The following is a 12,139-nucleotide window of genomic DNA, read 5'->3' as shown; positions in this document are numbered from 1 at the left end:
GCCGGGGCTTATCGCTCCCCTGGGCCGCCCCGGCGCCGGGCGTGTTCGTCCTGTTCCCGCTGCTCCAGGCGGTTTTCCCGTCGCCGTTCGCCCGCGAGGTGGCGTTCCCGGAGCACTTCGTAGGTCTTGAGCTTACGCCGCTCCTCGAGCCAGGCCCGCTGGCCGGCCTCCCACGCCTGCCGGCAGCGTTCCACTTCCCCCAGCTGGTGCCGGATGGCCACCTCGAGCCTGGCGAGGAAAGCGTGATAGTCCCGCATACGCACCATGTCCATGCCTCCGGTCACCGCCTGGCCCAGGCGGCTGCGGTATTCCTGCTCATAGGCGCGCAGTTGGGCGAGCTTGTCTTCCGCCTCCTGCCACTGGCGCTTGAGCGCCGCGAGCCTGCGGGTGGCCGCCTCCAGGCGGTCGGCCGCCAGGGCATGGAGGGATTCCAGGGGGAAGCGGCGGGCCATGGGGTCACGTACCCAGGAGACGTTCCAGCTCCAGCACGCTGTCGCCGTAACTGGCGCGCTCCCGCATGTCCTGGACGAGGAATTTTTCGAGCTTGGGATACATGGCAATGGCCTCGTCGAGGAGGGGGTCGCTTCCCCGCACATAGGCCCCGACGCTGATGAGATCGCGGCTGCGCTGGTAACGGGAATAGAGGTTCTTGAAGCGGCGCACCAGGGCGAGCTGCTCGGGGGAGACGATTTCCGTCATGGCGCGGCTGATGGAGGCCTCGATATCGATGGCCGGGTAATGCCCCTGGTCGGCGAGGCTGCGGGAGAGCACCACATGCCCGTCCAGGATGGCGCGCGCCGCATCGGCAATGGGGTCCTGCAGATCGTCGCCCTCCGTGAGCACCGTATAGAACGCGGTGATGGAGCCGCCTCCTTCGCGGCCGTTGCCGGCCCGCTCCACGAGCTGGGGCAGCTTGGCGAACACCGAGGGGGGATAACCCTTGGTGGCCGGCGGCTCGCCGATGGCGAGCGCAATCTCCCGCTGCGCCATGGCAAAGCGGGTGAGGGAGTCCATGATGAGGAGGACGTGTTTGCCCTGATCGCGGAAATATTCGGCAATGGCGGTGGCGTAGGCAGCGCCGTGCAGCCGCAACAGGGGCGGGGTGTCGGCAGGCGCAGCCACCACCACGGCGCGGCTGCGGCCCTCGTAGCCGAGGATGTTTTCGATGAATTCCTTCACTTCGCGGCCGCGCTCGCCGATGAGGCCGACAACGATCACATCGGCGCTGGTATAGCGGGCCATCATGCCGAGAAGCACGCTTTTGCCCACCCCGCTGCCGGCAAACAGCCCCATCCGCTGGCCGCGGCCGACGGTGAGCAGAGCGTTGATGGCGCGCACGCCGGTATCCAGCACCTCCCGGATCGGGGCCCGCGCCAGGGGATTGAAGGGGCGGCTTTGCAGGGGAGCCCGGTAGGCGGTTTCCACCGGTCCCAGTCCATCGAGGGGACGGCCGGCGCCGTCCACCACCCGTCCGAGGAGCTCCGGCCCCACCATGACCTGGCGCGCCCGATCCTCCGCCCGCCGGCGCCGGATGAGGGGACTGCCCGGCCGTGGCCGCGCCAGGACATGGCCTTCGACGGGGATCACCCGCGCCCCCGGCACCAGCCCGTAGACATCGGTGGAAGGCATGAGAAACAAGCGGTCGCCGGCGAAACCCACCACCTCGGCGTCCACGCTGAGGCCGTTGGGCAACTCCACCACACAGCTTGCGCCCACGGCGAGCTTCAAGCCCACCGCCTCCATCACCAGCCCCGCCACGCGGGTGAGGCGGCCACTCATCGCCCAAGGGCGCACCGCAGCCACCACCTCGCGGCAGTCGCGCAGGAAGGTGCGCGAATGCTCAAGCAGATCTTTCTCTTCAGTCGTGCCAGTCTGCATCGCTGCCCAGCGCGGAAACGATGCGTTTCCAGCGCGTCTCCACGGTTGCGTCGAGCTCCCCTTCGGCGGTCTCGATGCGGCAACCGCCGCGCGCCATGTGGGGATCCTCGATCACCCGCCATACCGATTCCTGGTACTCGTAAGCGAGCATCTGGCGCACCAGGTTGGCGTCTTCGGGGTTCAGCACCAGCACCGGATGTTCGGTGAGTTCCGGCAGGCTTTCGATGGCCTCCCGCACCACGTCCAGCACCCGCTCCGGCTCCTGGCTCAAGGTGCGTCGCACCATCTGGCGGGCCACCTCCAGGGCGAGCGCCAGGATTTCCTCTGCCATTTCCCCCTCGAAGCGCCCCAAAGCCTCGCGGAAGTTAACCAGCAGCGCGTGCATGCGGCGCGCGTCGTGCTCGCCCTGGGCCCGCCCCTCGCGCAGGCCCGCGGTGTAGCCCTCCTGCCAGGCCTGCTGGTGGATGCGTTCGATCTCCTCGGCGGTGGGCAGGCGCACCGCGGGTACTTCCGGGGAAGCGGCGGGCTTTTCCTCGAGGGAAGCGAGCTCCCAGCGCTGGTAGGCGGTGAGCTGTTCCTTGGGGATGATGGGTTTGGAAGCCATGAGCTATCGCGCCACCGGGACAAGCATGAGCGGATTATGAGCTTGGCCTCGCCCCGTGGGAAGGGCGTCAGAGGAAGGCTTCCTCGCCCTTGCCGCCGAGGACGATCTGCCCTTCGTCGGCCAGCCGGCGCACGATCTTGAGGATTTCCTTCTGTTCCGCCTCCACTTCGGAAACCCGTACCGGCCCTTTGGCTTCCAGGTCGTCCCGCAGCATTTCCGCCGCCCGCTGGGACATATTCTTGAAGATTTTCTCCCGCAGCTCGGGGCTTGCCCCCTTGAGGGCGACGATGAGGCTCTCCGACTGCACTTCCCGCAGCAGGAGCTGCACGGCCCGGTCGTCGAGATCGAGGATGTTCTCGAAGGTGAACATCTCGTCCTGGATTTTCTGGGCAAGCTCGGGATCGAAATCGCGCACCGCGGCCAGCACCGAGGTCTCCGCCGCGCCCGGCATGAAGTTGAGGATTTCCGCCGCCGTGCGGGAGCCACCCAGGCTGCTTTTCTTGATGTTGTTGGGCGAGGTGATGAGCCGGGTGAGCACCTCGTTGAGATCGCGCAGGGCGGTGGGCTGGATGCCGTCCAGCGTGGCGATGCGCAGAATGACGTCGTTGCGCAGGCGCTCGGTGAAATGACCGAGGATTTCCGCCGCCTGGTCCCGCTCCAGATGCACCAGGATGGTGGCGATGATCTGCGGGTGTTCGTTCTTGATCAACTCCGCCACCGAGGCGGAATCCATCCATTTGAGACTTTCGATGCCGCTGGTGTCCCCGCCGTGGAGGATGCGGTCGATGAGGCTTGCCGCACGGTCGGAGCCCAAGGCCTTGGTGAGGACGTTCTTGATGTAGGCGGCGGCATCCGCGCCCAGGGCCGTCTGCCCCTCCGCCTTGGCGCGGAACTCCGCCAGCACCTGTTCCACCTTCTCCCGGTTGACAGTGGAAAGGCTGGCCATCGCCGCCCCCAGCTTCTGCACTTCCTTGGGGCCGAGGTATTTGAACACCTCGGCCGCCTCCTCTTCGCCGAGGGCGAGCAGCAGAATGGCGCTCTTCTGGATGCCCTCCTCGTTCACGATCCCTCCTTGCCCACCCACTCCCGGACCACGTTGGCCACCACGCTGGGGTTCTGCCTTGCCAGCTCCCGCGCCGCTGCCAGATTCTGTTCATAGGTGCCCGCTGCCTCGGGCGCGGCCCCTGCCGCCGGTGCCTCCTGCGGCAGGACCGGCGCCGGCACGCGGGCGAGCTCGCGCAGGATGGGCCGCAGCACGACGAACACCACCACCCAGATGATGGTGGCGATGGCGAGGAATTTCAAAAGCCCCAGGCCCGCACTCTGCACCCAGGGATTCTGGTAGAAGGGGGTTTCCACCTTCTCCGGCACCGGCAGGTTGAAGGCCGCGTTCACCACGTTCACCGAGTCACCCCGCTGGGCGTTGAAGCCCATGGCCTCCTTGACCAGGTTGTTGATCTGGGTGAGCTCCGCTGCCGACATTGGCGTCACGCTCACCTTGCCGTCGCGGGTGGTCGTCTTCCGGTAATTCACCACCACTGCGGCGGACAGCCGCTTGACCGATCCCGCTGGCAATTTGGTGTGGCGGATGGTGCGGTCCACTTCGTAGTTGACGGTCTGCTCCTTCTGGGTGGGGACCGTCGCCCCCGGCGCCTGGCCCGCGGCGGCCGCCGGGCCGGTGATGGGCGCACTCGCCGCCCCCGGAGGCTGGTTGGACAAGGCCCCCGGTACTCCCGCCGGGCCCGTGGCCGCCCCCACACTCTCCCGGCTTTGCAGGCTGCGCACCGCCGCCTCCTGGGGCGTGGGGTTGGGCTTGTAGGTTTCCGCCGTCTGTTCGGTCTGGGAGAAATCCAGCTCGGCGGTGACCTGGGCGCGCACGTTCTCCGGCCCGACGATGGGCGCGAGGATGGCTTCGATGCGTCTCGCGTAGGTCTCCTCTACCTGGCGCAGGTATTCGATCTGGCTTGCATCCAGACCCGCCTTGCGCAGGGCGGTCTCCGGACCGGTGAGCAGGTTGCCGTTCTGGTCGATGACGGTGACGTTTTCCGGGGTGAGCTCCGGAACGCTGGAGGCCACGAGGTGCACGATGCCGCTCACCTGGGCAGGATCGAGGCGCCGTCCGCCGCCCAGGTGAAGGAGCACGGAGGCGGAGGGTTTCTGCTGGTCACGGAGGAAAACCGAAGGGCGGGGAATGGCCAGATGCACCCGCGCCCCCTGCACCGCCGCCAGGGACTGGATGGAACGGGTGAGCTCCCCTTCCAGCGCCCGCTGGTAATTCACCTGTTCGACGAACTGGCTTACCCCCAGCTTCTGTCCCTCCATGAGCTCGAAACCCACCACACTGCCCTTGGGCAGGCCCTGGGACGCGAGTTTCAGGCGCGTTTCATAGACCTGGTCCATGGGCACGAGAATGGTGCTCGTGCCTTCGGTCTTGTAGGGCACGTTCATCTGCTGCAAGGCAGCGATGACAGCCCCCCCGTCCTTTTCGGAGAGGTTGGAGAACAACACCTGGTAGGTGGGCGTGCGATACCACAGCCAGCCGGCCACCAAGAGGGCGATGATCGCCGCCACGCCGAGGATCAGGCCCAGCTTCTGGCTGTTGGAAAGCTCGCGGAAACCCGAAAGTTGTGTGAGCAGGGAGGGTTGGGTCGCCAATGCCATGCTTCACCCCTCAACAGGGCGCGCCGCCGGAACACCCGGGAGCCGGGATTTGAGGACAGCTGCCGGCCCCTGCCCGGCTAGCGCCCGGGCCCAGCGCCCATGCAAAAACGGCGGCGGCGGCACCCGCGGGGTCGTTTTCCCCGGTGTGCCGCCCGTCCCGCCGCTTGCCGTCATCGATATCTCTAGACCTGCAGGTTCATGATCTGCTGGTAGGCCTCCACCAGCTTGTTGCGCACCTGGACCATGGTCTGGAAGGAGACATCGGCCTTCTGCAGGGAAATCATCACATCCTCGAGGCTCACATTGGGCGCGCCCTGCTGAAAGGCCTGGGCGAGCTTGGAGGCTTCCTCCTGGTTCCGGCTCACCTGTTCGAGGGAGGCCTTGAGTAAGGCGGCGAAGTCGCCCGCGCCCGCCACCGGCTCCGGCGCTTGCCCCCCCGCCGCCGCCTGCAGCGCCCGCATCTGGCCGAGGAGCTGGTCGATTCCCTTGGCATCCATGGTGCTGTCCTTTCCTGTCTTCCTCCGAGGGTACTTTCCCCATTCAGGAAGGAAAATGCAAGTTCCGTGCCCAAGCCCGCCTTCAGCCGGAGGGTTGTCCCTCGGCCCCGGCGGCATCCTCCTCCCGGTAGCGGGCGAGTTTGTAGCGCAGCGTCCGCTCGCTCATGCCCAGCCGCGCCGCCGCCCGTTTGCGGGAGCCCCCCTCCGCCGCCAGCGCCTCCATGATGTGCCGGCGCTCGAGGGATTTGATGTCGGTGGGCGGGGCTTCCGGCGTTGGGGCCGGCGTTGCCGGAGCGGCAATTTTTGCCGCCGGCAGATGCAGATGGGCCGCTTCGATCAGACCCCCCGGGGCGAGGATAAGTGCCCGTTGGATCACGTTTTCTAGCTCCCGGATGTTACCGGGCCAGGGATAGAGCGTCAATTCACGCTCGGCCTGGGCGCTGAAGGCCAACCCCGGGCGGCCCGCCTGGGCGGCCAGGCGGGCGAGGATGTGTCGGGCCAGCGGCACGATGTCCTCGCGGCGGCTGCGCAGGGGCGGCAGATGCAGGGGGAAGACGTTCAGGCGATAGTAGAGGTCACCACGGAAACGGCCCGCGGCCACCTCCGCCTCCATGTCCCGGTTGGAGGTGGCGATGATACGCACATCCACAGGGATGGGCGCCCTGCCGCCCACACGTTCCACCTCTCTTTCCTGCAGCACCCGCAACAGCTTCGCCTGCAGGGCCAGGGGCATTTCGGAGATTTCGTCGAGGAGCAGGGTGCCGCCGTCGGCCTGCTCGAACTTGCCCGGCTGGCTGCTCGTGGCACCGGTGAAGGCGCCCTTTTCGTAGCCGAAGAGGGTGGACTCCAGAAGGTTGTCGGGAATGGCGGCGCAGTTGATGGCAACGAAGGGTTTGCCGGCGCGCGGGGAGTGGCGGTGCAGGTAGCGGGCCATGACCTCCTTGCCTGTTCCCGATTCACCGGTGATGAGCACGGTGGCATTGGAAGCCGCCACCCGCCGCGCCAACGCCAGGAGCTCCCGGGACATGGCATCTTCCGCCACCACATCCGCATCCGCCGGGGCGGTGAGGAGATAGCGCGCCACTTCCGCAAGCAGACGGTCCGCCTCGAAGGGCTTGGTGAGATAGTTGGCCGCGCCGTCGCGCATCGCCTCCACCGCCTTTTCGATCATGCCGTAGGCGGTCATGAGGAGCACCGGCACTTCCGGCCAGCGGGCCTTGATGGCCTTGAGCAGCGCATGGCCGTCCATGGGGTGCATCATGACGTCCGACACCACCAGTCCCACCGGCTCCCGCGCCAGGATCTCCAGGGCCATACCGCCCTCCTCCGCCACCAGCACGGTGTGGCCCGCCAGGCGCAAGGTGTCGGCGAGGGCCTCCCGCAGGTCGCGGTCGTCTTCAACGATGAGGATGGGCAGCTGCGGCATGGCTCAAACCTGTCTCAGTTTAACGCAACCGCGGGCAAAACGAAGCGGAAGGTGCTGCCCTGCCCCGGCACCGATTCCACTTCCACCCGCCCGCCGTGGGCCTCGGCCACGCTGCGCACGATGGCAAGCCCCAGCCCGGTGCCATCGCTGCGGGTGGTGAAGAAGGGCTCGAAGATGCGTTCCAGATTGCCGGCTTCGATGCCGGGCCCCGTATCCCGCACCTCGAACGCCACTTCGCCCCCAGCGGCCGTGACGGCAAGCCGCACCTCATCCCCAGGTCGGCAGACCTGCATGGCGTTTTCCAGCAGGCTGAGGAGGGCACTGGCGAGGGCATCGCGGCTGCCCAGCACCCCCGCCCCTTCCGCCGCATCCCGCAGCAGGAAGGCAAGCCCCCGCGCCGCCATCTGGGGCTCCATCACCTGGGTCAGATCCCGCGCGAGGTGGGAGGCGGAAAGGGTCTCCCGCCCCGCCGCCTCACCGCGGACGAAAAGGAGCATGTCCTGGATGAGGTGTTCCAGATGACGCAGCCGCTCCAGCACCTTCTGCGCAAAACGCAGGCGATCGGCCTCATCGAGCTGCCCGCGGTTCAGGTGGGAGGCGTAAAGGAGAGCGGTGGCGAGCGGCGTGCGCAACTGATGGGCAAGCCGCGCTGCCACCTCGCCCATGGCCGACAGGCGCTGATGGCGGGCAAGCTCAACCCGCAGCGCGTGGGCCTGGGTGACGTCGTTGAGGAGCAAAAGCTCACCGCCGAAGGCCGGCAGGGCGCGGGCGGATAAGCTCACCCGCCGTCCCCCCATGGTCTCCCATTCGTCCGGCGTGCTGGTGGGGGCGAGTCGCCCCCGGACCTGACCCCAGTCCTCGCCCAGCAGGGGCTCGCCGAGGAGCTCCCGCGCCGCCGGATTGACCTGGGCGACGCGCCCGCCCGCCTCCAGCACCACCACCCCCGCCGGCAGGGCGTCGAGCAGGCCCGCCAGGCGTTCCGACAGCGCCTCCTTTTCCTCGTACTGGCGCTTGAGCTCGCCGTTGGCTACGGCGAGCTCGCGGGTGAGATCGGCCACCTGCCGCTTGAGATCGGCGTAGGCACGGGCAAGCTGCTCGGAAGCGACGCTGAAGAGGGAAAAGGCCTGCGTAAGCTCCCGCGGATCAATGGGCGGTTCGGACATCCTGCGGCGATTATAGCCCTTGTACGGGCAGGGGCAGGGCCCGGATTTTCGCCCAAACGGCCCTAAAGTTTGTCCCGGTCCTGCCGCTATAGGCCACGAAGCAAGCCCTTGGAGAGAAAAATCATGTCCCTGCTTACCGACCTCACCATCCGCGCCAAGCTGACCCTCCTCATCGTCACCGGCTCTCTGCTCATGATTGCCGTCGGCGTTGCCGGGCTGTGGGGGGTACATTCCGCCAACCGGGTGGCCGAATCCATCTACAAGGAGCGGCTCAACGCCATCGACAGTCTCAACACCATCCGCAACTACCAGAACCAGAACCGCATGGAGCTTCTGGCCGCCCGCCACGAACAGGATGCCTTCGAAATCCTCGCCCATGCCGACAAGGTGCGCAGCAACATTTTCAAGGTGCAGCAACTGATCGACGCCTACGCGGCGCGCAAACCCCAGGGCGAGGAAAAACGCCTCTTCGATGCCTTCGTCGAAGCCCGCCGCGCCTTTGGCGAAAAGGGCATCCTGCCGATGATCGATCTGCTGCAGGGAGAAAAATTCGCCGAAGCCGACCGCCTGCGCAAAGAGGCCCTCGATCCCCTGTTCTTCAACCAATCCGCCGCCATCGACCGCCTCATCGACCATCAGACGCAGGCCGCGGCCAAGGACTTCGCCCGCGCCCAGGCCCAGGCCCGGGTGGTGGACGCTGTGGTCATCGGCGCCATCGTTTTGGCCGTGGTGCTGTCCACGCTGCTGGGGCTGGTGCTCACCCGCTCCATCAACCATTGCGTGGCGCGTCTCAATGAGTCCGCCTCGCGGCTTGCTCAGGGCGACCTCAGCGTCCGCGCGGAAACCGACAACAAGGATGAGATCGGCAGTGTGGCCGACAGTTTCAACCGCATGACCCAGCAGTTCGCCGGCATCGTGCGCGAGGTACGGGCCGCCGCCGACAGCGTCGAGGAAACGGCCACCCGTCTGTCCACGGTCGCCGACCAGGTGACGGCGAGCTCCCGCACCCAGTCCGAGGAGGCCGGCCGGGCGGCCGCCGCCATCCAGGCCCTCAACCGGACCTTGCAGCACATCGCCGCCACCGCCGAAGACATCGAGCGGGTGGCCTCCGAAGCCCGCAACCTCGCCGAGCGGGGCAACGGGGTGGTGAGCACCGCCGTCGAGGGCATCCAGGAAGTGGCGCAGACGGTGCACACCTCGGCAGAGATGATCACCCGGCTGGGTGAGCGTTCCACCGAGATCGGCAGGATCCTGGAGGTGATCAAGGAAATCGCCGATCAGACCAATCTGCTCGCCTTGAACGCCGCCATCGAGGCGGCGCGCGCGGGGGAACAGGGCCGGGGCTTTGCCGTGGTGGCCGATGAGGTGAGGAAGCTCGCCGAGCGCACCTCCAACGCCACCAGCGAGATTTCCGGCATGATCGAGGCCATCCGCGCGGAAACGGGGCAGGCCGTCGCCACCATGGAAAAAGGCAGCCAGCGGGTCGCCGAAGGGGTGACCCACGCCGTCGAGGCGGGCCGCGCCCTGGCCGATATCAACCGCACTGTCAGCGACGCGGCGCGGCGCATCCACGACATCGCCATCGCCACCCGGGAGCATGCCGCCCACAGTGAGCAGGCGAGCAGTCAGGTGGAGCGCATCGCCGCCCTGGCGGAGGCAAGCCGCGCCGCCATCGAGGAAACCAGCGCCGCCGTGCACGCCCTGCTGGAGCAGGCGCGCGGTCTTGAGCGCGTGGTCAACCGCTTCCATCTGAGCCAGTGACCCCCCAAGAAGAAAAGGAGCACGCACCATGTTCGGCAAAAGCAAGGAACTCATCAAAAGCCTGAGGAGCCAGCTCGATGCGGTTTCCGCTGAGAAGAGCCGTTTGAGCATGGCCCTGGACAAGGCCAGGGAGGAAAACCAGGCCCTCTCCGCGAAGGTGGCGGAACTGGAAGCGCAGCTTGCCTTCCAGAAGGGCATGTTCGACAACATGCAGCGCTTTGGCGCCTCCTTCCTGGAGATGCAGCGCACCCTCGCCAGCCTGGCGCAGACCCTCAAGAAGGAAAAGGACGATGCGGTGACGGCGGCGGCGGCTGGCAGCAGCGGCCGTGCGGTGATGCAGGACATCGCCTCCAACCTTCAGCAGGTGGCGGCCCACACCCAGGAGACGGCAAAGAGCGTGGAACGCCTCAACGAACGGGCGGGGCAAATCGGTGGCATCGTCAAGCTCATCAAGGAAATCGCCGATCAGACCAACCTCCTTGCCTTGAACGCCGCCATCGAGGCGGCGCGGGCGGGGGAACAGGGCCGCGGCTTTGCCGTGGTGGCCGATGAGGTGAGGAAACTTGCCGAACGCACCGCCAACGCCACCAATGAGATTTCCAATCTAGTAAGCGCTATCCAGACCGAAATCGAGGGCACCAGGGGACAGATGGAAGCGGAGGCCCGGGAGTCGACCCAATTCAGCCGCAAGGGGGAAGAGGCCAGTGAAGCCCTCAAGCACTTGATCACGCTTTCCAATGACATGGAAGGCGCGATTGCCGCCTCCGCCCTACGCAGCTTCGTGGAGCTCGCCAAGCTGGACCATCTCGTCTACAAGTTCGAAGTCTACAAGGTCTTCATGGGGGTGTCGGACAAACGGCCCCAGGATTTCGCCAGCCACACCGCCTGCCGTCTGGGCAAGTGGTATTACGAAGGCGATGGCCATGCCTGTTTCAGCCAGCTTCCCGGCTACCGGGAGGTGGAAGCCCCGCACAAGACCTTCCATGCTGCGGGAGTGGCCGCAGTGGAAGCCTTCTACGCAGGCCGGCACGAGGAGGCGCTCGCTAAGCAGAAGCAAATGGAGGAAATGAGCATGGAAGTCCTCGCCAATCTGGAGCGCATGGCCGCCGCCGGCGAGGCCGACAACAGCATCCTCTGCGTCAACCACGCCCATTAAGGGGAAGCCAAAATGTCCGAGCTTCTGAAAAACATCGACGCCCGCACCAAACTGGCCGGCACCAACAAGCTGGAAATCCTCCTTTTCACCCTCGGGCGGGATACGCGCACCGGCCGCCGGGAAACCTTTGGCATCAACGTGTTCAAGGTGCGGGAGGTCATGCGGGTGCCGGAAATCACCCGTGCCCCCGAGATGCCGCCCGCGGTGGAGGGCATGGTGAGTCTGCGCGGTGTCCTGGTGCCAGTGGTGGACCTGGTCAAGTTCACCGGCATCGAAACGGACAGCAAGCCGGAGATCATGATCGTCACCGAGTACAACGGCCACACCCAGGGTTTCCTCGTCGAGGCAGTGGATACCATCCTGCGCCTGGACTGGTCCTCCATCCGGGTACCCCCCGACATGTTTGCCGGCCACATGGGAGGCCTGGTGACGGCAGTGACGGAGCTTGCCGATGGGCGCTTGGTCATGCTCATGGACGTGGAAAAAATCCTCGCCGACACCACCCAGGGGGACGACGACTATCTCTATGCCGCCGTCGAGCCGCTGGATGTGGCGGAACCCCGCACCATTCTTTTCTGTGATGACTCGGCCATCGCCAGAAAGCAGATCGAGAAGACCCTGAATGCCATGGGCATCCACTACCACGCGGCGAACAATGGGCGCCAGGCCTGGGAGACCCTCCTGAAGATTGCGGAACAGGCGGAAGCCGCGCATCAGCCGGTGAGTCATTTCATCCAGCTCGTGCTCACCGATGTGGAAATGCCGGAAATGGACGGCTACATGCTCACCAAGCGCATCAAGGCGGACCCCCGTTTCGCCGGCATTCCCGTCATCATGCACTCGTCCCTGTCCGGCATGTCCAACCAGCAGCTGGGCCGGTCGGTGGGCGTGGATGAATACGTATCGAAATTCGAGCCGCAGCGTCTGGCGGAAACCCTGGCGCGCATACTGAAGGGAAATGTCCGCGCCGCGGCCTGAGTACAAGACAGGAAG

The 12,139-nt window shown here is 66.4% G+C and carries 11 protein-coding genes; 3 read left to right on the top strand and 8 right to left on the bottom strand.

What is annotated here, in order from left to right; all coding sequences use genetic code 11:
• Positions 1-8: 8 nt before the first annotated feature.
• From fliJ to K6T56_02640, 8 genes are all read right to left on the bottom strand, one after another.
• Positions 9-452: a flagellar export protein FliJ gene (fliJ, locus tag K6T56_02675; GenBank protein MCL6555249.1), complete on the bottom strand. Its 444-nt coding sequence runs from the start codon at positions 450-452 to the stop codon at positions 9-11.
• A gap of 4 nt (positions 453-456) precedes the next feature.
• On the bottom strand, positions 457-1,878 hold the full coding sequence (fliI, locus tag K6T56_02670; GenBank protein MCL6555248.1) for a flagellar protein export ATPase FliI: 1,422 nt from the start codon (positions 1,876-1,878) through the stop codon (positions 457-459).
• A complete protein-coding gene (locus K6T56_02665) occupies positions 1,859-2,482 on the bottom strand; it encodes a flagellar assembly protein FliH (protein MCL6555247.1) in 624 nt (207 codons plus the stop codon). The genes fliI and K6T56_02665 overlap by 20 nt, the downstream gene beginning before the upstream one ends.
• Positions 2,483-2,549: 67 nt before the next feature.
• Positions 2,550-3,545, bottom strand: coding sequence for a flagellar motor switch protein FliG (gene fliG, locus K6T56_02660; GenBank protein ID MCL6555246.1), 996 nt, complete (start codon positions 3,543-3,545; stop codon positions 2,550-2,552).
• A complete protein-coding gene (gene fliF / locus K6T56_02655; GenBank protein MCL6555245.1) occupies positions 3,542-5,143 on the bottom strand; it encodes a flagellar M-ring protein FliF in 1,602 nt (533 codons plus the stop codon). The genes fliG and fliF overlap by 4 nt, the downstream gene beginning before the upstream one ends.
• A 182-nt stretch (positions 5,144-5,325) precedes the next feature.
• Positions 5,326-5,640, bottom strand: coding sequence for a flagellar hook-basal body complex protein FliE (fliE, locus tag K6T56_02650; GenBank protein MCL6555244.1), 315 nt, complete (start codon positions 5,638-5,640; stop codon positions 5,326-5,328).
• Positions 5,641-5,722: 82 nt separating this feature from the next.
• Complete coding sequence (locus K6T56_02645) at positions 5,723-7,066, bottom strand: sigma-54 dependent transcriptional regulator (protein MCL6555243.1); 1,344 nt, start codon at positions 7,064-7,066, stop codon at positions 5,723-5,725.
• 14 nt (positions 7,067-7,080) lie between these two features.
• Positions 7,081-8,229, bottom strand: a complete 1,149-nt coding sequence (locus K6T56_02640; protein MCL6555242.1) for a PAS domain-containing protein — start codon at positions 8,227-8,229, stop codon at positions 7,081-7,083.
• A 123-nt stretch (positions 8,230-8,352) separates the two neighbouring features.
• On the opposite strand from K6T56_02640, the gene K6T56_02635 reads away from it, so the two are divergent.
• From K6T56_02635 to K6T56_02625, 3 genes are read left to right on the top strand one after another with little or no spacing between them, the layout of a single operon-like run.
• Complete coding sequence (locus K6T56_02635; protein ID MCL6555241.1) at positions 8,353-9,990, top strand: methyl-accepting chemotaxis protein; 1,638 nt, start codon at positions 8,353-8,355, stop codon at positions 9,988-9,990.
• Between the two features lie 28 nt (positions 9,991-10,018).
• Positions 10,019-11,146: a CZB domain-containing protein gene (locus K6T56_02630; GenBank protein MCL6555240.1), complete on the top strand. Its 1,128-nt coding sequence runs from the start codon at positions 10,019-10,021 to the stop codon at positions 11,144-11,146.
• Positions 11,147-11,158: 12 nt separating this feature from the next.
• Positions 11,159-12,124: a chemotaxis protein gene (locus tag K6T56_02625; protein ID MCL6555239.1), complete on the top strand. Its 966-nt coding sequence runs from the start codon at positions 11,159-11,161 to the stop codon at positions 12,122-12,124.
• Positions 12,125-12,139: the final 15 nt, after the last annotated feature.

It is taken from the genome of Burkholderiales bacterium (assembly GCA_023511995.1).
Classification (GTDB): Bacteria; Pseudomonadota; Gammaproteobacteria; order Burkholderiales; family Thiobacteraceae; genus Thiobacter.
This window is presented reverse-complemented; position numbering and strand designations above follow the sequence as displayed.

Coding starts and splice junctions, on each gene's coding strand:
- fliJ (MCL6555249.1), bottom strand. CDS start 452: ATGGCCCGCCGCTTCCCCCTGGAATCCCTCCATGCCCTGGCGGCCGAC.
- fliI (MCL6555248.1), bottom strand. CDS start 1,878: ATGCAGACTGGCACGACTGAAGAGAAAGATCTGCTTGAGCATTCGCGC.
- K6T56_02665 (MCL6555247.1), bottom strand. CDS start 2,482: ATGGCTTCCAAACCCATCATCCCCAAGGAACAGCTCACCGCCTACCAG.
- fliF (MCL6555245.1), bottom strand. CDS start 5,143: ATGGCATTGGCGACCCAACCCTCCCTGCTCACACAACTTTCGGGTTTC.
- fliE (MCL6555244.1), bottom strand. CDS start 5,640: ATGGATGCCAAGGGAATCGACCAGCTCCTCGGCCAGATGCGGGCGCTG.
- K6T56_02645 (MCL6555243.1), bottom strand. CDS start 7,066: ATGCCGCAGCTGCCCATCCTCATCGTTGAAGACGACCGCGACCTGCGG.
- K6T56_02640 (MCL6555242.1), bottom strand. CDS start 8,229: ATGTCCGAACCGCCCATTGATCCGCGGGAGCTTACGCAGGCCTTTTCC.
- K6T56_02635 (MCL6555241.1), top strand. CDS start 8,353: ATGTCCCTGCTTACCGACCTCACCATCCGCGCCAAGCTGACCCTCCTC.
- K6T56_02630 (MCL6555240.1), top strand. CDS start 10,019: ATGTTCGGCAAAAGCAAGGAACTCATCAAAAGCCTGAGGAGCCAGCTC.
- K6T56_02625 (MCL6555239.1), top strand. CDS start 11,159: ATGTCCGAGCTTCTGAAAAACATCGACGCCCGCACCAAACTGGCCGGC.